Source organism: Brevundimonas sp. DC300-4, assembly GCF_049897365.1.
GTDB lineage: Bacteria > Pseudomonadota > Alphaproteobacteria > Caulobacterales > Caulobacteraceae > Brevundimonas.
In genome coordinates this window covers 73,551-89,676 of sequence record NZ_JAFCWC010000002.1, presented here as the reverse complement: position 1 = coordinate 89,676, position 16,126 = coordinate 73,551, and the positions used below count along the sequence as shown (strand labels likewise).

The following is a 16,126-nucleotide window of genomic DNA, read 5'->3' as shown; positions in this document are numbered from 1 at the left end:
AGATTTCGCTTGCGAATCCGCTCACGATCCCGTTATCTCCCCAACGGAGAGGATTCATGACCTCTCTTGAACCCCCTTCTGAAGGATATACATCATGCGCATCGTCGCCCTGATCGCCGCCTCCGCCGCCGCCCTGACCCTGGCTGCTTGCCAACCCGCCGCCGAAGACAAGGCCGCTGACGCTTCGGCTGACGCCGCTGCCGCCGCCGACACCGCCACGGACGCTGCTGCGACCGCCGACGCTGCCGCCACGGACGCTGCTGCCGCTGCTGGTGAAGCCGCTGCCGCCGCTGCTCCGGCCGCCGACGGCGCTATGGCCCCGGCTGCCGACGCAGCAATGGCTCCGGCCGCTCCGGCCGCTCACTAAGTCCTCACGGACCTGGTATCCGGACGAAGTTCGCTTCGTCTGACGGAAAGGGATCGCCTCCGGGCGGTCCCTTTTTTCGTGCCCGCAATACGCCACGCCGCCTATAGACCCCGCGATGACCGATAAGGATGACCGCGACCCCAGGTTGGTCTGGACCGAGGCCGGAGAGCCCCGGTCGGGCCGGTATGGCGACCTCTATTTCTCGGCCGAAGACGGGCTGGCCGAAACCCGGGCGGTCTTCCTGACCGGATGCAGCCTGCCCGAGGCCTGGGCTGGTCGTCGGGATTTCACCGTCGCCGAGCTGGGCTTCGGCAGCGGGCTGAACATCGCCGCCCTGCTCGACCTGTGGCGGCGACATCGTCCCGAAGACGGGCGACTGCACATCTTCTCCATCGAGGGCCATCCGCTGGACGCCTACCAGGCGAGCCGCGCCCTGTCTGCCTGGCCCGAGATTCACGAGGTGACGGCTGCGCTCGTCGAGCGCTGGCCGGCCACGACCCCGGGCTTCCATCGCATCGACCTGCCGGAGTTTCACGCCGTGCTCGACCTCGCCGTGGGCGAGGCGGAATGGGCGCTGGATCAATGGACGGGCCGCGCCGACGCCTGGTTCCTTGACGGGTTCGCGCCCTCTGTGAACCCGGGCATGTGGTCCGAGACCGTCTTCGATCAGATCGCCGCGAAGTCGGCGCCCGACGCCCGTGTCGCAACCTTCACCGTCGCAGGCCTGGTCCGGCGCGGTCTGGCCGAGCGCGGCTTCGTCGTCGAGAAACGTCCAGGACACGGCCGCAAGCGCGAGCGGCTCGAGGCGCGCCGGCCCGGTGATCCCGCCGTCGCCCCGCCGCCCCGCTGCGTGATCGTCATCGGCGCAGGGATCGCCGGAGCCGCTGTGGCGCGCGCCTTGACGGCTGCGGGTCTCACACCTGTTGTGATCGAGGCCGACGGCCCCGGAGCGGGCGCGTCCGGCTTCCCGGCCGCCCTGGTGAAGCCGCGCTTCGACCTCGGCGACGAGCCGGTGGCCGCCCTGTTCGCCCAGGCGCTGGAGCGGGCCGGCGCCCTTTACAGCCTCTTGCCCGGTGCGGTCATTGCGCACGGCGTGCTGCAACTCGCAGGCACGGAACGCGATGCCCGACGCTTCGAGCGGATCGCAACCCAGCCGATCTGGGCCGACGGCGAGATCACACTGGCGAACGACAGCGAAGCGTCCCGCATCGCCGGCGAGCCAGTCGAGGGCCCAGGCCTGTGCATGGCCTCCGCCTTCGTCGTCGCTCCGCCCACGATCCTGAGGAACTGGCTCGGTCCCGACGCGGTACGTGCCGGAGACGCGGCGCGCGTCGAACCTTTTGCCGGAGGATGGCGGGTGGTTGATGCGACCGGCGGCGTGCTCGCGGAGGCGGAGACGGTTGTGCTGTGCGCAGGCGCGGGCTCCATCGAACTGGCGCCGGATCTGCGCCTGTCGCCAGTGCGGGGCCAGGCCGAATGGGTCGAAGGGGAAGGCGAACCCGCAGCCATGGCCTGGGGCGGCTATGTCGCGCCGACGGGGACCGGCTTCCTGTTCGGGTCCACCCACGACCGGGACGATACCGCCACGGACATCCGTCCGGCCGACACAGAGCGGAATCTCGCCGCGCTCGCGGCCCGCCTGCCGGGTCTCGCCGCAGGCATCGCGCCGGACGCCGTCCGCTCCCGAGTTGCGACCCGGGCGACCACGCGAGACCGCCTGCCGATCGCCGGCGCCGTCCCCGGCCATGCCGGCCTGTTCGTCCTTGGCGGCCTGGGATCGCGAGGCTTCTGCCTAGCGCCTCTGCTGGGAGAACATGTCGCCGCGCTGGTCTCGGGCCAGCCCTCGCCCCTGCCCCGCAATGTCGTCGAGCGGATCACGCCGTCGCGAGCGGCCCTTGCGCCCGGCGCAAGGCCGGAGGACGGTCGATCCGTCTAGTTGGAAAGAGGAGACGCCGCTGTGCGCCGACCGATCGCCCTTGTCTTCATCCTGTCCAGCATCGCCGCATGCGCGCCCACCGAAGGCGCCACGCCCGGCTCCGGCATCGGCACGCCCGACGGCGGCGCGCGCCAGTGCTTCCAGCCCGCCCGGATCACCAACTTCACGCGAGGCGGGACCGAGCAGATCTACGTCAAGGTCCTCGGCGGCGGCGTGTTCGCGATCCAGGCGGGTGGCTGCCCCGATATCGGAAACGCCAACGCCCTGGTCATCACGCCGGCGACGGGGATCGGCAGTCAGGTCTGCGTCGGCGACAGTGCACGGATCGCCTTGCCGAACGTCCGCTTCGGCCCCGACCAGTGCTTCGCGCGCATCGAACGCTCCCTGACCGAGGCCGAGGTCGAGGCCTTGCCGGGGCGGCAGCGCCCCTGAGTCAGGCCTTCTGGGCGTAACCCAGCTTGCGATTCAGCTTCTCGATCAGGTCGATGGCCGTGTCGGCGATGACGGATCCAGGCGGGTAGACGGCGGCCACGCCCATATCCAGCAGGGTCTGGACGTCGGCGGGCGGGATCACACCGCCGACCGTCACCATGATGTCGGAGCGGCCCAGCTTCTTCAGTTCGGCGATCAGCGCGGGCGCCAGCGTCAGGTGCCCGGCCGCCAGCGACGAGGCCCCGACGACGTGGACATTGTTGTTCACCGCATCGCGCGCCGCCTCTTCCGGTGTCTGGAACAGGGGACCGGCGACGGCGTCGAGGCCCAGATCGCCATAGGCGGTGGCGACGACCTTCTGGCCGCGGTCGTGACCGTCCTGGCCCAGTTTGGCGATCAGGATCCGCGGCGGTCCGCCGTCGTTCTCGACGAAGGCGGCGACCATGTCGCGCGCGCGTGAGATCCTGGGATTGGCCCCGGCCTCCCTGGCATAGACCCCCGAGACGGTCTTCACCGTCGCGACGTGGCGGCCGAAGGCGGCTTCCAGCGCATCGGACATCTCGCCGACGGTGGCGTGGGCGCGACCGGCGCGGACGCAGAGTTCGAGCAGGTTCTCCGTGCCTTTGGCGCCCTCGGTCAAAGCGTCGAGCGCGGCCTGGCATTTCGCCTCGTCGCGTTCGGCGCGGAGGCGTTTCAGCTTCTCGATCTGGGCCGACAGGACGGCGGCGTTGTCGACCTTCATCACCGGAATGTCGTCCGCGACGTCGTTCAGGTACCGGTTCACGCCCACGACCGTCTGCTGGCCGGTGTCGATGCGGGCCTGGGTCTTCGCGGCGGCCTCCTCGATGCGCAGCTTGGGCAGGCCGGCCTCAATGGCCTTGGCCATGCCGCCGAGTTCACGGACCTCGGCCATGTGGGCGCGGGCCCGCTCGGCCAGTTCATGGGTCAGGCGTTCGACGAAGAAGCTGCCGCCCCAGGGGTCGATGACCCGGGTCAGTCCGGTCTCGAGCTGCAGCAACAGCTGAGTGTTGCGCGCGATCCGGGCCGAGAAGTCGGTCGGCAGGGCGAGAGCCTCATCGAGCGAATTGGTATGCAGGGACTGGGTCTGGCCGCCTGCCGCGGCCATGGCCTCGACCATGGTCCGGGGCACATTGTTGAACACGTCCTGGGCCGCCAGCGACCAGCCCGAGGTCTGGCAGTGGGCGCGCAGCGACAGGCTGCGCGGGTCCTTCGGCGCGAACTCTTCCTGCACCGCCTCGGCCCACAGCAGGCGGCCGGCGCGGAGTTTGGCCACCTCCATGAAATAGTCCATGCCGATGGCCCAGAAGAAGCTCAGGCGTGGCGCGAACCGGTCCACGTCCATGCCCGCCGCGACACCGGCGCGGATGTATTCCAGCCCGTCCGACAGGGTGTAGGCCAGCTCCAGGTCGGCGGAGGCTCCCGCCTCCTGCATGTGGTAGCCGCTGATCGAGATGGAGTTGAACTTGGGCGTCTCCTGCGTCGTCCAGGCGAAGATGTCGGCGATGATCCGCATCGAGGGCCCGGGCGGATAGATGTAGGTGTTGCGGACCATGAACTCCTTGAGGATGTCGTTCTGGATGGTCCCGGTCAGGGCCTTGTGTTCGACGCCCTGCTCTTCCGCCGCGACGACGTAGAGGGCCAGGATCGGCAGGACGGCGCCGTTCATGGTCATCGACACCGACATCTGGTCCAGCGGGATGCCGTCGAACAGGGTCCGCATGTCGAGGATGGAATCGATGGCCACGCCGGCCATGCCGACATCGCCGGCGACGCGCGGGTGATCAGAGTCGTAGCCCCGGTGGGTGGCCAGGTCGAAAGCGATGCTGAGCCCCTTCTGACCGGCCGCGAGGTTGCGGCGATAGAAGGCGTTGGAGGCCTCGGCGGTGGAGAAGCCGGCGTACTGGCGGACCGTCCAGGGGTTGGACGCGTACATGGTCGGATAGGGGCCGCGCACGAACGGCGCGAAACCCGGCAGGCCGTCGGTGAAGTCGAGGTCGGCGATGGCCGCCGCGTCGTAGACGGAGGCGATGTCGATGCCTTCGGGCGTGCGGACCGGGGCGCGGTCGAGGGCGCCGTCCAGCGGCGACAGGTCGAGGGTGGTTCTGGTGAAATCGGGGGTGGTCATGCCGCCGTCTCCTGCTCGAAGGCTGCGGCCCAGCGCAGGGGCGGCAGAGGCGGACAGCGGTCGCCGCCGGAGCCCGGGGTTTGGGCGGTCGAGGGCTCGACGGACACGGAACGGACGTCGGCGTCGACGAACTTCGTAACCCCGACCATCTGGCCGCCGCCTTCGGACAGGGCGGCCTTGCCGGAATCGCGCGAGGCGGCAATGCGCTGCTGGAGGGCGCCGCCGCGCAGGGAGGCGACGATGCCGCCCTCGCGCTCGATGCGCTGGAACTCGGCCCAGCCGGCTTCGGCGAGATCGCGGGTGCGGTGATCGAGATACCAGGAACCTGCCGCAGGATCAGCGACGCGGCCGATGTGGGCCTCTTCCATCAGGATCAGCTGGGTATTGCGGGCCTGACGACGGGCGGAGGCGTCGGGACGGCCGAGCACGCGGCTGAACCCGTCGAGCACCACCGCATCCGCCCCGCCCACAGCGCCGGCGAAGCCGGCGGCGGTGAGGCGCAGCAGGTTGGGCCAGGGGTCCTTGGCCGCCAGCATTCGGCGCGAAGAGCGGGCCTCGATCCGGGCGGGGGCCTCTTGGCCGAAGGCCCTGGAGATCGAACGCCAGATCAGGCGCAGGGCCCGGACCTTGGCCAGGCTATCGAAATACTCGGCGTCGACGCTGACGCCCAGGACCGTCCCGGTCAGGGCGCGCTCGATGGGCAGGCCCGCATCCACGGCGGCATTCAGACTGGCCGCGGCGGCGGCGGCGGCGAAGCCCAGTTCCTGGCCGGCGGAGCCTCCGGCCTCGTGCGCGACCCGGCCGGTGGCGAGGAAGAAACTGGCTTCCGGATAGGCCCCGGCGTGGCGGGCCGCGGTGTTGGCGGCGAGGCTGATATGCTCCTCGATCGCACGGGGCGAGCCGCCCGTCGCGGCGAAGGCGCTCAGCGGGTCCATGTGGAACATCAGCTTCGCGCGGGGGGAACCCTTGGCGACCACGGCCAGGGCGTTGGCGGCGTCCGGCCCGGCGAGACCGGCATCGAGGGCGACAGGGGCCAGCTCCAGCGCCACGCCGTTGAGGGCGCGTCCGAGCGGTTCGCTATCGGTCAGAACCTCGCCTGAGAGGATGACCGAGGCGGCGCCGCCTTCGAGATCGGCGAGGACCGCCGCATTGGCGGCCTCGGGGTCATCGCCCTCGACCTGGGTGCGCAGGTCCCAGGGGCGACCGTCGGCGTCCGAGGCGCGGGGCGCGAAGACCGCCGCGGTCGCATTGGCCCGGCCGTACAAGGGACGCGTCGTCAGGTGGTCGGCGTCGAGATGGACGAGGCCCTCGACCGGCCTGCCCTTCAGCGCCTTCTCGGCCTCGGCGCGCCATTCGGCGGGCGACGGGATCGGGAAAGGCTGGGACATGCAGGCTCCGGCGAGGTTCACGCGCCGTATTGCTACTCTGGCCGCCGGGCGTCCAGCCGGATCGACTGACCGCGCGACTCCAAAAGCGACTCGACAGAGTCGACAGAGTCGCGCCCGCCCGCAGCCGCTCCGTCCCCGATCCGGCCCATGCCGATCCCTCCACCAGAAGAACGGCAGTATAACCCCGCATCAGGGCGTGATGGACAAAAGGCCTCTCAATACGGCCACGCATTGATCCGATTAAGGAAATCGGCGCGTCCGTTGATGGGTATAGGCCTGAACCCCTCTCCCGTTCAGCGGAGGGGTTCAGGGGATCAGACCCTGGCCGGCTCGTACCGCGGCGACAGGATGTGGATGACCAGCAGGGCGATCAGATAGGCCGAGGCGGCGACGACGAAGATCGGGGTGTAGCTGCCGATCTTGTCCAGGACGTAGCCGGCGTATTTGGCCATGGCCATGCCGCCGAAGCCGCCGATCATGCCGCCGATGCCGACCACCGACCCCACAGCGGAGCGCGGGAAGACGTCGCCGGGCATGGCGTAGAGGTTGGCCGAGAAGCCCTGGTGGGCGGCCGTGGCGACGCCGATGACCAGCACCGCCAGCCACATGTTGTCGATATTGCCGGCGAAGGCGACGGGCGTGACCGCAAGGGCGCAGATCAGCATGGTCAGCTTGCGTGCGGCCCCCAGGCTCATGCCGCGCTTCAGGAACTGTCCCGACAGCCAGCCGCCGCCGATCGAACCGACGTCCGAGAGCAGATAGATGGCGATCAGCGGCGGGCCGAAGGTCAGCAGGTTCAGGTCGTATTGTTTGCCCAGGAAACCCGGCAGCCAGAACAGGAAGAACCACCAGATGGGGTCGATCAGGAACTTGCCCAGGGCATAGGCCCAGGTCTCCTTGACCGTCAGCAGCTTGAGCCAACCGATCTTGTGAGCCGGGTCGGGGGCGTCCTGCGAAATCCAGTTCAGCTCGGCCGGGGTGACCTTCTTGTGCTCGCCCGGGCGCTTGTAGATCATGAACCAGACGGGAACCCACAGGAACCCGAGCGCACCGACGATGATGAGGGCCATCCGCCAGTTGGGCTCTTCGGCCGTGCCCAGCCAGACCGAAGCGATCAGCGGGATGATCAGCGGCGTGATGATGGCGCCGATGTTGGTGCCGGCATTAAACAGGCCGACGGCGAAGGCGCGCTCCTTCTTTGGGAACCATTCGGTGACGGCCTTGATGCCGGCCGGGAAGCCGCCGCCCTCGCCGATGCCCAAGGCAACGCGAGCGATAATGGCGGTGTTCAGGCTGCGGATGCCTGCGTGGGCGATGAAGGCGATCTGCCAGATGATGAAGGCAATGCCGAAGCCCCATCGGGCCCCGATCTTGTCGACCAGCCGTCCCCACAACAGGTAGGATACGGCGTAGGCGGCCTGGAACCAGAAGATGATGTCGGCGAAGTTGGTTTCGGTCCAGCCGAACTCGGCCATCAGCGTCGGCTTCAGGACGCCCAGCGCCTGACGGTCGACATAGTTGATGACCATGGCCGCGAACAGCAGCCAGACCACGACCCAGCGGTATTTGCCCGACGGCGGCTGGATCTGGATTGGTTCGACCCTGGTCGAAGCAGCGTCTGTCATGGACCCCGTCCTTACTGTTTCCGCGTCCTGACCCGCCTTGTCACCGCGAGCGGCGCGACGGGTTCCGGGATGGTTGAACTACGTCTCGGCCGAAACGACCGTGCAATGGATTTCACCGACGCCCGAGAAGACGCAGACGGATTGGGCGCCGATCTCGACGCGGTGGACGCCGGTGACGGCGCCGGTCGAGATCAGGGTTCCCTCCTTCACCGGCCGTCCGCGACGGGCCAGGTGTTCGATCAGGAAGCGGACCGATTCCAGAACGCCCATCGGGATCGCGGCCGCCGTGGCTGTGCCAATGGTCACGCCGTCGACGAGGGTTTGAACCTCGATGCCATCCAGGCTCGCGGCCCAGTCCTCGATCTCGACGCCCAGCACCAGGCCGCCGTTGTTGCCAAAGTCGGAGGCGACCACGGCCGAGCCCAGGTCGTTGATCGTCGAAAGCGGGCTGCCCGCCAGTTCGACGCCGATATGCATGGCGGCGACGGCGGCGGTCGCCTCTTCCAGGGTCCAGTCGAGCCTGGACGGATCGACCTTGCCGATGCGGGCGACGAACTCGGCCTCGATCGCGGCGAACCCGCCGGGGATGGCCGGCAGCGGGGTCGGTTCGGACGAGGTCGACCAGAAATTGCGGCGGAAGATCGGGCCGGCAAGGCGATGCGTCTGGAGGGTCGGCTGCTGGCCCGGGGGCACCATGCCGACCTTCCAGCCGACAATCTCGTCCGGGAACAGGCCGATGGCCGCGTCCTGGGTCGCATAGGCCGTGGCCATGTCGAGCGGGCGCGGGCCCGGATAGTCCGACAGGGCGGTATGCGACAGGCGCGCACCGACGAAGCGCGTGGCGATGTCCGACACACTGTCGTTCAGGCCCGGGGCGTTCGCCGCGCTCATGCCGCGACCGCCGAATGGTGATGAATGCCCGTCACGCGCCGTCCCGATATCATTTGCCAGAAGCCGATCTTCTCGTCGGTTCGGGGATGATTGAAGGGGAAGGAAACCGGTGTCAACGCCCTTGCTGAGATCGGCGCCGGCGGCAAGCGTGGGCATGGCGTCACAGCCGGACCGGTTGTAAGGCTGCATGGCCCACAGCATGAGGTCGAGCTTGACCGACGACGACAATACATCCGCCCGCGCGGTGATGAGGCCCGGAAAACGGCCCACGATCAACGACGTGGCGCGTATCGCCTCGGTCTCGAAGAAGACGGTTTCGCGGGTCATCAACCAGTCGCCCTTCGTGCGCGAAGAAACGCGCGGGCGGGTCAATGCGGTCATTGAGGAACTGGGCTTCACCCCGGACCTGCAGGCGCGCGGCCTCGCCTTCCGCCGATCCTTCCTGGTGGGCCTGATCTACGACAACCCCAGCCCGAACTATGTCGTGAACATGCAACAGGGCGTGCTGGACGCGCTGCGCGGTTCGGGGCTGGAGCTTGTGGTCCACCCGTGCGTGCGGACCGGCGACACCGTGGTGAACGACATCCGCACCTTCGTGGAGCGCCAGAAGCTGTTCGGCGTCATCCTGCCGCCATCGATGTCCGAGGACGAGCGGGTCATCCAGGTTCTGCGCGACCTCGACTGTCCCTATGTCCGCATCGCCTCGGTGTCGCTGGACGAGCCTGGCTCCATGCTCGTCACCAATGACCATGTCGGCGCGGCCGAAGCCGGCCGGCACCTGGCCGACCTGGGCCACAGCCGCATCGGCTTCATCTCCGGTCCCGAACTGTTCCGCTCCAGCGCGGTGCGCGGCGGCGGCTTCCGCGAGGCCCTCGCCGAAAAGGGGCTGACGCTGGACGACCGCTATGTCGCCGTGGGCGCCTATACGTTCGAGTCGGGGGTGGAGGCGGCGAAGACCCTGCTCGCCCTCGACCCGCCGCCGACCGCCATCTTCACCGGCAACGACGAGATGGCGCTGGGCGTGTTCAAGGTCGCTCGCGACATGGGTCTGGAGATTCCGCGCGACCTGTCGGTGGTCGGCTATGACGACCTGCCGATGGCGTCGCGGGTGTGGCCGAACCTGACCTCGGTGCGCCTGCCGATCCGCGACATGGGCCGGATGGCGGCGGAGAAGCTGCTGGCGCCGATGCGTGGGCTGGATCCGGCCAAGCTCAACCAGCCGGAGGTGAGGCCGTCGCTGGTGGTCAGGGATTCGGCGCGGGCGTTGTGAACGCCTTTCCTTCTCCCGTTGGGAGAAGGTGGCCGCGAAGCGGACGGATGAGGGTCGGATCTCACCGGAGACGCACGACCCTCACCCTTTCGCGTTTCCAGTCGCTGCGCTCCTGGACGCTCAAGCCCTCTCCCACCGGGAGAGGGTTTCGCTACCTCAGGCCGTCTCGAGCACCTTCGCGCCGACGAGGCCCTTGATGTAGTCGCGGATGCTCTCGTCCGTGGCGTTGGCGAAGAAGTAGTCCTGGAACTTCTCGCCGGCAACGGCGGCCTTGAGCAGGTCCTGGTCGACGGTCTTCAGCACGGTCAGCATGTCGTGGCAGGTCACGGCCTTCAGCGACTTCAGGATGCCGCGGTTTTTGGCCATGATCTCGGCACGTTCCCTAGGATAGCCCAGGCCGCGCTCGCCCTCGAAGAGCTTGCGATAGACGTCCTGCAGGTTCAGCTCGGCCGCCCAGCCGAAGCCCTTGGCGTAGGGCATCGAGATGGCGTTGCCGTCGTTGATCTGGCCGAACAGGAAGGCGTCGGTCGGGTCGATCAACAGGCCGCAGAAGACGCCCGGCATGGCGTTGCAGGCCAGCATCGAGCCCATGCCCGTGCCGCAGCCGGTGACGACGAAGTCGGCGGCGCCCGAGTTCAGCAGGACGCCGGTCAGCAGGCCGTTCATGACGTAGGTCAGCGACGCCTTATCCTCGGCCGTGTACATGCCGTAGTTGAAGACCTGATGCCCCAGGGGCTCGGCCACCGCCGTAAGGGCGTCGTGGATGATCGCGTTCTTCGCGGCCTGGCTGTTCTCGGTGATCAGGGCGATTTTCATGGGTGTCCTCTCGGCAAGTCTTTGGGGCTGGCGAGGGCTTTACCCCTTCGCGGGATCATTTGCATCTGGTTTTGACACCGGTTACCACGCTCCGCAAACGCCGGTGGGAGGATCGCCGCATGGATTGCAGGATTTACCAAGCCACCCGTCCGGATTCGATGGTCGGCGCGGGCCGTGACGATCTGCGCGACCGCGATCTGATCACGGACTACACCTTCGTCCGGGCGATGGGCGGCGAGACCATCGACCATACCGACACGACGTCCTCGACGTCAGCCAACTGAAGTAGGGCAAAAATGACCAATCCATTCAGCCTGCAGGGCAAGGTCGCCGTCGTTACGGGCGGGAACACCGGTATCGGTCAGGGCATCGCCCTGGCTCTCGCTGACGCAGGCGCGTCAATCGCCTCGGTCGCGCGCCGCGCCTCTGACGATACCGTCGGCCAGTGCCTGGCCAAGGGGGTGAAGGCCATCTCGATCCAGGCCGACCTCGGCTCCATGGAGCCGATCGAGCGCATCGTGGCCGAGACGACCAGGGGCCTCGGCCCCATCGACATCCTGGTCAACAACGCCGGCATCATCCGCCGCGCCGACGCCGTCGACTTCACCGAGGAGGACTGGGACGCGGTCCTGAACGTCAATCTGAAGTCGGTCTTCTTCCTGTCCCAGGCTGTGGTTCGCGACATGATCGCCGGCGGTCGCAAGGGCAAGATCATCAACACCGCCTCGATGCTGTCCTATCAGGGCGGGATCCGGGTGCCGTCCTATACGGCGTCCAAGTCGGGCGTCGCGGGCCTGACCAAGCTGATGGCCAACGAGTGGGCCAAGCACGGCGTCAACGCCAATGCCATGGCGCCCGGCTATTTCGCCACTGACAACACCCAGGCGCTGCAGGACGACCCGGTCCGGTCCAAGGAAATCCTCGGCCGCATTCCCTCGGGTCGCTGGGGCCAGCCGTCTGACATCGGCGGGGCGGCGGTCTTCCTGTCCTCGGCAGCTTCTGACTACGTCCAGGGCATCACGCTTCCGGTCGACGGCGGCTGGCTCGCACGCTGATCAGCGACTAGCGTAGCGCCATGACGATCCTTTGCTTCGGCGAGATGCTGCTGCGTCTCACGCCCAACGACGGCGAACTGCTGATGCAGTCGCCTGGCCTGACCGTCCGCCCCGGCGGGGCCGAGGCCAATGTCGCCGTGTCCCTGGCCCGTTACGGCGCGCCAGCCGCCATGGCGACGGTCCTGCCCGACAATCCGCTGGGTCACGCCGCTCGCGACGAGGTGCGCAAGCATGGCGTCGACACACGCCGCATCGTCTTCAAGCCCGGCCGGATGGGGCTGTATTTCCTGACGCCGGGCGCCGTGCGTCGTCCGTCGGAAGTCCTCTACGACCGCGCCGTCTCGGCCTTCGTCCAGCATGTCGACGGGGCGCTGGACTGGGCCAGGCTGCTCGAAGGGGTGGAGTGGCTGCACCTGTCGGGCGTGACGCCCGCGACCGGGCCGACCGGTTCGGCTGCTGCGCTGGCCGCCATCGCCGCTGCGACCAGGGCGGGCGTCAAGGTCAGTTTCGACGGAAACTTCCGCGGCAAGCTGTGGGCCGAATGGGCCGGTGATCCGCCGCGCATCCTGGGCCAGATGCTGGCGGGGTCCAACCTCGCCTTCGCCGACGACCGCGACTTCGCCCTCGTACTGGGCCGGTCGTTCGATGACGCTGATCCGGCCGAGCGCCGTCGCGCTGCCGCCACGGCCGCGTTCGAGACCTGGCCCTCGCTGGAGCGGATCTGCTGCACCCTGCGCATCAACGACAGCGTCCAGGACCAGACCCTGTCGGCGGTGATGATCACCCGCGACGGCGAGCATCACGCGGCCCCCATCGCACTGACCGGGGTCGTGGACCGGGTCGGCGGCGGCGACGCCTTTGCGTCCGGCGTGCTGTTTGGCATCTACAGAGGCTGGTCGAACGACGAGGCCCTGGCCTTCGGGCTGGCGGCGGCAGGTTTGAAACATTCGGTGCCCGGGGACTTCAACCTGTTCGACGAGGCCCAGGTGCGGGCCGCCATGGCCGCCGAAGGCTTCGATATCCGGCGGTAGGCGCGCTCTCCTCTCCTCTCCGTCATCCTTGGACGCAGCGCAGCGGAGATCCGAGGACCCAGCCGCGCGGACCTGAACGCGCACCCGGGTCGACAGCGGTGCAGCTGGGTCCCCGGGTTCGCCGCGCGCCCCGAGGATGAAGGAGAAGTGGGCTCAGAAGGCTCTAGGAAACCGGTGTCATTGATGTATCGTGATTTCAAACGAGCGTCAGACTCGTGATCGTCTGTCCCCAGGAAACGACCCGGAGTTCCCCATGTCGCCAACCCCGTCGCGTCGCGCCCTGCTCGCTGGAGGCGCCGCGCTGACCGCCCTGGCCGCAACGCCCGTCGCCGCGTTCGCGCAAACGGCCCCCGACCGCCCGGCCATCCTGGCCACGATGAAGCGCGCCACGGCCTTCATGACCGACGAGGTCGCCGTCGGCGGCGGATACGTGTGGAACGTCCTGCCCGACTTCTCGCGCCGCTGGGGGGAGCTGGAAGCCTCACTGACCATGATCTGGGTCCAGCCTCCGGGCACGGCGACCGTGGGTCACGCCTATCTCGACGCCTATCACGCCACCGGCGACGAGCAGTTCTACGACGCCGCCAGGGCCGCCGCCGACGCCCTCATCGCCGGGCAGCATTCGCGCGGCGGCTGGAACTACGTCATCGATACGGCGGGCGAGGACAGCCTGAAGGACTGGTACGCCCGGATCGGCGGCAACGCCTGGCGGCTCGAGGAATTCCAGCACTACTACGGCAACGCCACCTTCGACGACGCCGGCACGGCCGAGGCCTCGCAGCTGCTGCTGCGGGTCTATCTGGAGAAGCGCGAGCGCAAATACCGGGCGCCGCTCGACAAGGCGATCCAGTTCGTCCTCGACGCCCAGTATCCGAACGGCGGATGGCCCCAGCGCTTCCCGTTCGTGGAGGGCGCCGGCGGCCTGCACGGCAACCCGGACTACACCCCCTACATCACCTTCAACGACGACGTGGCGGGCGAGAACATCGAGTTCCTGCTCTACTGCCACCAGGCCCTCGGCTCGAACGACCGGCGGCTGGTCGATGCGATCCAGCGCGGCATGGACATCTTCGTCGCCACCCAGCAGCCCCTGCCCCAGCCCGCCTGGGGGCTGCAGCACTATCCCGACACTCTGATGCCGGCGCCGGCCCGCACCATCGAGCCGCGCGCCTTCGCCACCCACACGACGGCGACCAACATCCGGTCGATGATCGGCTTCTACAAGCTGACCGGCGACCGCAAATATCTGACCCGGCTGCCCGAGGCGCTGGACTGGCTGGACCAGGTCAGGACGCCCCAGACCCTGATCGCGCCCGGCCGGACCCATCCGACCTTCATCCTCGAGGGCTCGAATACGCCGGTCTATATCCACCGCCGGGGGTCGAACATCAGGAACGGCCGCTATTACGCCGACGAGAACCCGAACAATCTGGTCATCCACTACGGCTCGTTCCGGAACCTGGACACTGCCGCCCTGCGCGGAGAGCTGGAAGCCGCGGCCGCGCTGGATCCGGCGGCCCTGATCGCCGCCTCGCCGCTGAAGGCGCGTCCGGGCGCGCTGGAACTGCCGAAGTATTTCACCCTGCGCGACGTCAGCATCTGGGACATGTCGACCGACGGGCGACGTCCGCGTCCGGTGGCGGCCGGACGGGCGGCCGAGCTGGCGGCGAGCCTCAACACGCGCGGCTACTGGCCGACGCCGATGACCACGACGTCGAACCCCTACATCGGCCCGTCGCCCGAGGCAGTCACCGGGGGCGAGTACCAGACCACCCGCGTCGGCGATCTGTGGGACACCTCGCCCTACAACACCGACTTCCCGGTGGAATGCATCTCGACCGAGGCCTTCGTGCGCAACCTCGGCGACCTCATCGAGGCCCTCAGCCCGCCGGCCGCCTGATGCGGCTGGACCGCCGCACGCTACTGACAGGACTGGCGGCGACGCCGCTGGCCGGATGCATGTCGATGCCTCGGACAGGGATGCCGTCGATGCCGTTCATGCGGACACCGCCGGTCGATCAGAAGGACTGGCGGACGCTGGCGGACGGCCAGACGGTGACGATGTTCACCCTCACCAATGACCGGGGGTCCCAGGCGAGAGTCATGACCTGGGGCGGCATCCTGCAGTCGCTGACACTGCCGGATCGCGAGGGGCGGATGGCGGAGGTCGTCCTCGGCCTCGATAGCCTGGCCGACTATGTCGAGCGGTCGCGCAACTTCGGCGCCACCGTCGGTCGCTACGCCGGACGGATCGCCAACGGGCGGCTCGAACTGGACGGCCGCGAGGTCCAGCTCGACGTCGGCTCGGGCCCGCACTCCAGTCACGGCGGCCCCGTCGGTTTCGCCAAACGCAACTGGACGGGCCGTCCCGACGTGACCGACGACGGACCGGGCGTAGTCCTGACCCTGGTCAGCGCCGACGGCGACCAGGGCTTCCCCGGGCGGCTGACGATCTCGGTCACATATCGGCTGACGCACGACGACCGGTTGACGATCGACTATCTGGCCCTGACGGATCGGGCGACGGTGCTGAACCCGACCAACCACTCCTACTTCAACCTGTCGGGCGACCCGGAGCGGTTGATCCTTGACCACGAGCTGCAGATCGAGGCCGACGCCTTCGCCGCCTATGCGCCGGACAAGATCGTCACCGGAGACCTGGCGCCGGTGGCGGGCACGCCGTTCGACTTCCGCACGCCCAAACCGATCGGCCGGGACCTGTTCGAGGTGAACGATCAGCTGCGCATCGGCGGCGGCTACGACCACAGTTTCGCGGTTCGGGGCCAGGGCCTGCGCCGCGCCGGGCGGCTATCGGAGGCTTTTAGCGGTCGGGCGCTCGAGGTCTGGACGACCGAGCCGGCGCTGCATGTCTATACGGCGAACACGGTCGAACTGGTCGGGCGCGGCGGGGCCGCCTATCGCCCGCACTGCGGCGTGGCGCTGGAGACCCAGCACTATCAGAACAGCCCCAACCGGCCGGGCTTCCCCTCGACCGTGCTGAGGCCGGGCGAGACCTTCCGGTCGCGGACCGAGTACCGGTTCAGCGTGAGTTAGCACCCTCTCCCCTTGCGGGAGAGGGAGATCGCGCACGACGGCGCAGCCGTCGTTCTGGCGCGGTCGGGTGAGGGGTTTCACCGGCGGTCGGCGTGAGCGAACCGAGCCAGCACCA

14 protein-coding genes are annotated in these 16,126 nt (G+C 68.5%); 9 read left to right on the top strand and 5 right to left on the bottom strand.

Going from position 1 to position 16,126, the window contains the following annotated elements; translation table 11 throughout:
• Positions 1 to 94 precede the first annotated feature (94 nt).
• The 3 genes from ACP7AZ_RS03875 to ACP7AZ_RS03865 all read left to right on the top strand — a co-directional run bounded on the left by ACP7AZ_RS03875 (position 95) and on the right by ACP7AZ_RS03865 (position 2,735).
• Positions 95 to 367 (top strand): hypothetical protein, encoded by a 273-nt coding sequence (locus ACP7AZ_RS03875; protein ID WP_426036247.1) that lies wholly within the window; start codon positions 95 to 97, stop codon positions 365 to 367.
• Positions 368 to 482: 115 nt separating this feature from the next.
• A complete protein-coding gene (gene mnmC, locus ACP7AZ_RS03870) occupies positions 483 to 2,303 on the top strand; it encodes an FAD-dependent 5-carboxymethylaminomethyl-2-thiouridine(34) oxidoreductase MnmC (protein WP_426036245.1) in 1,821 nt (606 codons plus the stop codon).
• A 21-nt stretch (positions 2,304 to 2,324) separates the two neighbouring features.
• The gene (locus ACP7AZ_RS03865) at positions 2,325 to 2,735 is read left to right on the top strand and encodes a hypothetical protein (protein ID WP_426036243.1); all 411 of its coding nucleotides are present in this window, start codon (positions 2,325 to 2,327) and stop codon (positions 2,733 to 2,735) included.
• A 1-nt stretch (position 2,736) separates the two neighbouring features.
• On the opposite strand, the gene scpA is transcribed toward ACP7AZ_RS03865, so the two are convergent.
• The 4 genes from scpA to ACP7AZ_RS03845 form a co-directional block, all read right to left on the bottom strand.
• Positions 2,737 to 4,881: a methylmalonyl-CoA mutase gene (gene scpA, locus ACP7AZ_RS03860; protein ID WP_426036241.1), complete on the bottom strand. Its 2,145-nt coding sequence runs from the start codon at positions 4,879 to 4,881 to the stop codon at positions 2,737 to 2,739.
• Positions 4,878 to 6,269 (bottom strand): methylmalonyl-CoA mutase family protein, encoded by a 1,392-nt coding sequence (locus ACP7AZ_RS03855; protein WP_426036239.1) that lies wholly within the window; start codon positions 6,267 to 6,269, stop codon positions 4,878 to 4,880. The genes scpA and ACP7AZ_RS03855 overlap by 4 nt, the downstream gene beginning before the upstream one ends.
• A 314-nt stretch (positions 6,270 to 6,583) precedes the next feature.
• Entirely contained in the window at positions 6,584 to 7,894 is a 1,311-nt protein-coding gene (locus ACP7AZ_RS03850; protein WP_426036237.1) for an MFS transporter, read from the bottom strand.
• A 78-nt stretch (positions 7,895 to 7,972) separates the two neighbouring features.
• Positions 7,973 to 9,112 (bottom strand): 2-keto-4-pentenoate hydratase, encoded by a 1,140-nt coding sequence (locus ACP7AZ_RS03845; RefSeq protein WP_426036235.1) that lies wholly within the window; start codon positions 9,110 to 9,112, stop codon positions 7,973 to 7,975.
• Between ACP7AZ_RS03845 and ACP7AZ_RS03840 the strand changes: the two genes are divergently transcribed.
• Positions 9,066 to 10,055, top strand: a complete 990-nt coding sequence (locus tag ACP7AZ_RS03840) for a LacI family DNA-binding transcriptional regulator (protein WP_426036233.1) — start codon at positions 9,066 to 9,068, stop codon at positions 10,053 to 10,055. The two genes, ACP7AZ_RS03845 and ACP7AZ_RS03840, sit on opposite strands and share 47 nt — an antisense overlap.
• Positions 10,056 to 10,211: 156 nt before the next feature.
• On the opposite strand, the gene ACP7AZ_RS03835 is transcribed toward ACP7AZ_RS03840, so the two are convergent.
• A complete protein-coding gene (locus tag ACP7AZ_RS03835) occupies positions 10,212 to 10,871 on the bottom strand; it encodes an RpiB/LacA/LacB family sugar-phosphate isomerase (RefSeq protein WP_426036231.1) in 660 nt (219 codons plus the stop codon).
• Positions 10,872 to 10,990: 119 nt separating this feature from the next.
• Here ACP7AZ_RS03835 and ACP7AZ_RS03830 point away from each other — a divergent pair, with 119 nt between their 5' ends.
• The 5 genes from ACP7AZ_RS03830 to ACP7AZ_RS03810 all read left to right on the top strand — a co-directional run bounded on the left by ACP7AZ_RS03830 (position 10,991) and on the right by ACP7AZ_RS03810 (position 16,011).
• On the top strand, positions 10,991 to 11,155 hold the full coding sequence (locus tag ACP7AZ_RS03830; protein WP_426036229.1) for a hypothetical protein: 165 nt from the start codon (positions 10,991 to 10,993) through the stop codon (positions 11,153 to 11,155).
• Between the two features lie 12 nt (positions 11,156 to 11,167).
• Positions 11,168 to 11,926 carry a 2-dehydro-3-deoxy-D-gluconate 5-dehydrogenase KduD gene (kduD, locus tag ACP7AZ_RS03825; RefSeq protein ID WP_426036227.1) on the top strand — a complete coding sequence of 253 codons (759 nt, stop codon included), beginning with the start codon at positions 11,168 to 11,170 and terminating at the stop codon, positions 11,924 to 11,926.
• 20 nt (positions 11,927 to 11,946) lie between these two features.
• On the top strand, positions 11,947 to 12,957 hold the full coding sequence (locus tag ACP7AZ_RS03820) for a sugar kinase (RefSeq protein ID WP_426036225.1): 1,011 nt from the start codon (positions 11,947 to 11,949) through the stop codon (positions 12,955 to 12,957).
• A gap of 253 nt (positions 12,958 to 13,210) precedes the next feature.
• A complete protein-coding gene (locus ACP7AZ_RS03815) occupies positions 13,211 to 14,857 on the top strand; it encodes a pectate lyase (protein ID WP_426036223.1) in 1,647 nt (548 codons plus the stop codon).
• A 65-nt stretch (positions 14,858 to 14,922) separates the two neighbouring features.
• The gene (locus tag ACP7AZ_RS03810) at positions 14,923 to 16,011 is read left to right on the top strand and encodes an aldose epimerase family protein (protein ID WP_426036221.1); all 1,089 of its coding nucleotides are present in this window, start codon (positions 14,923 to 14,925) and stop codon (positions 16,009 to 16,011) included.
• Positions 16,012 to 16,126: the final 115 nt, after the last annotated feature.

Excerpts from the sequence above, each read along its gene's own strand:
- ACP7AZ_RS03875 (WP_426036247.1), top strand. The coding sequence starts at position 95 with ATGCGCATCGTCGCCCTGATCGCCGCCTCCGCCGCCGCCCTGACCCTG.
- mnmC (WP_426036245.1), top strand. The coding sequence starts at position 483 with ATGACCGATAAGGATGACCGCGACCCCAGGTTGGTCTGGACCGAGGCC.
- scpA (WP_426036241.1), bottom strand. The coding sequence starts at position 4,881 with ATGACCACCCCCGATTTCACCAGAACCACCCTCGACCTGTCGCCGCTG.
- ACP7AZ_RS03855 (WP_426036239.1), bottom strand. The coding sequence starts at position 6,269 with ATGTCCCAGCCTTTCCCGATCCCGTCGCCCGCCGAATGGCGCGCCGAG.
- ACP7AZ_RS03850 (WP_426036237.1), bottom strand. The coding sequence starts at position 7,894 with ATGACAGACGCTGCTTCGACCAGGGTCGAACCAATCCAGATCCAGCCG.
- ACP7AZ_RS03845 (WP_426036235.1), bottom strand. The coding sequence starts at position 9,112 with ATGACCCGCGAAACCGTCTTCTTCGAGACCGAGGCGATACGCGCCACG.
- ACP7AZ_RS03835 (WP_426036231.1), bottom strand. The coding sequence starts at position 10,871 with ATGAAAATCGCCCTGATCACCGAGAACAGCCAGGCCGCGAAGAACGCG.
- ACP7AZ_RS03830 (WP_426036229.1), top strand. The coding sequence starts at position 10,991 with ATGGATTGCAGGATTTACCAAGCCACCCGTCCGGATTCGATGGTCGGC.
- kduD (WP_426036227.1), top strand. The coding sequence starts at position 11,168 with ATGACCAATCCATTCAGCCTGCAGGGCAAGGTCGCCGTCGTTACGGGC.
- ACP7AZ_RS03820 (WP_426036225.1), top strand. The coding sequence starts at position 11,947 with ATGACGATCCTTTGCTTCGGCGAGATGCTGCTGCGTCTCACGCCCAAC.
- ACP7AZ_RS03815 (WP_426036223.1), top strand. The coding sequence starts at position 13,211 with ATGTCGCCAACCCCGTCGCGTCGCGCCCTGCTCGCTGGAGGCGCCGCG.
- ACP7AZ_RS03810 (WP_426036221.1), top strand. The coding sequence starts at position 14,923 with ATGCCTCGGACAGGGATGCCGTCGATGCCGTTCATGCGGACACCGCCG.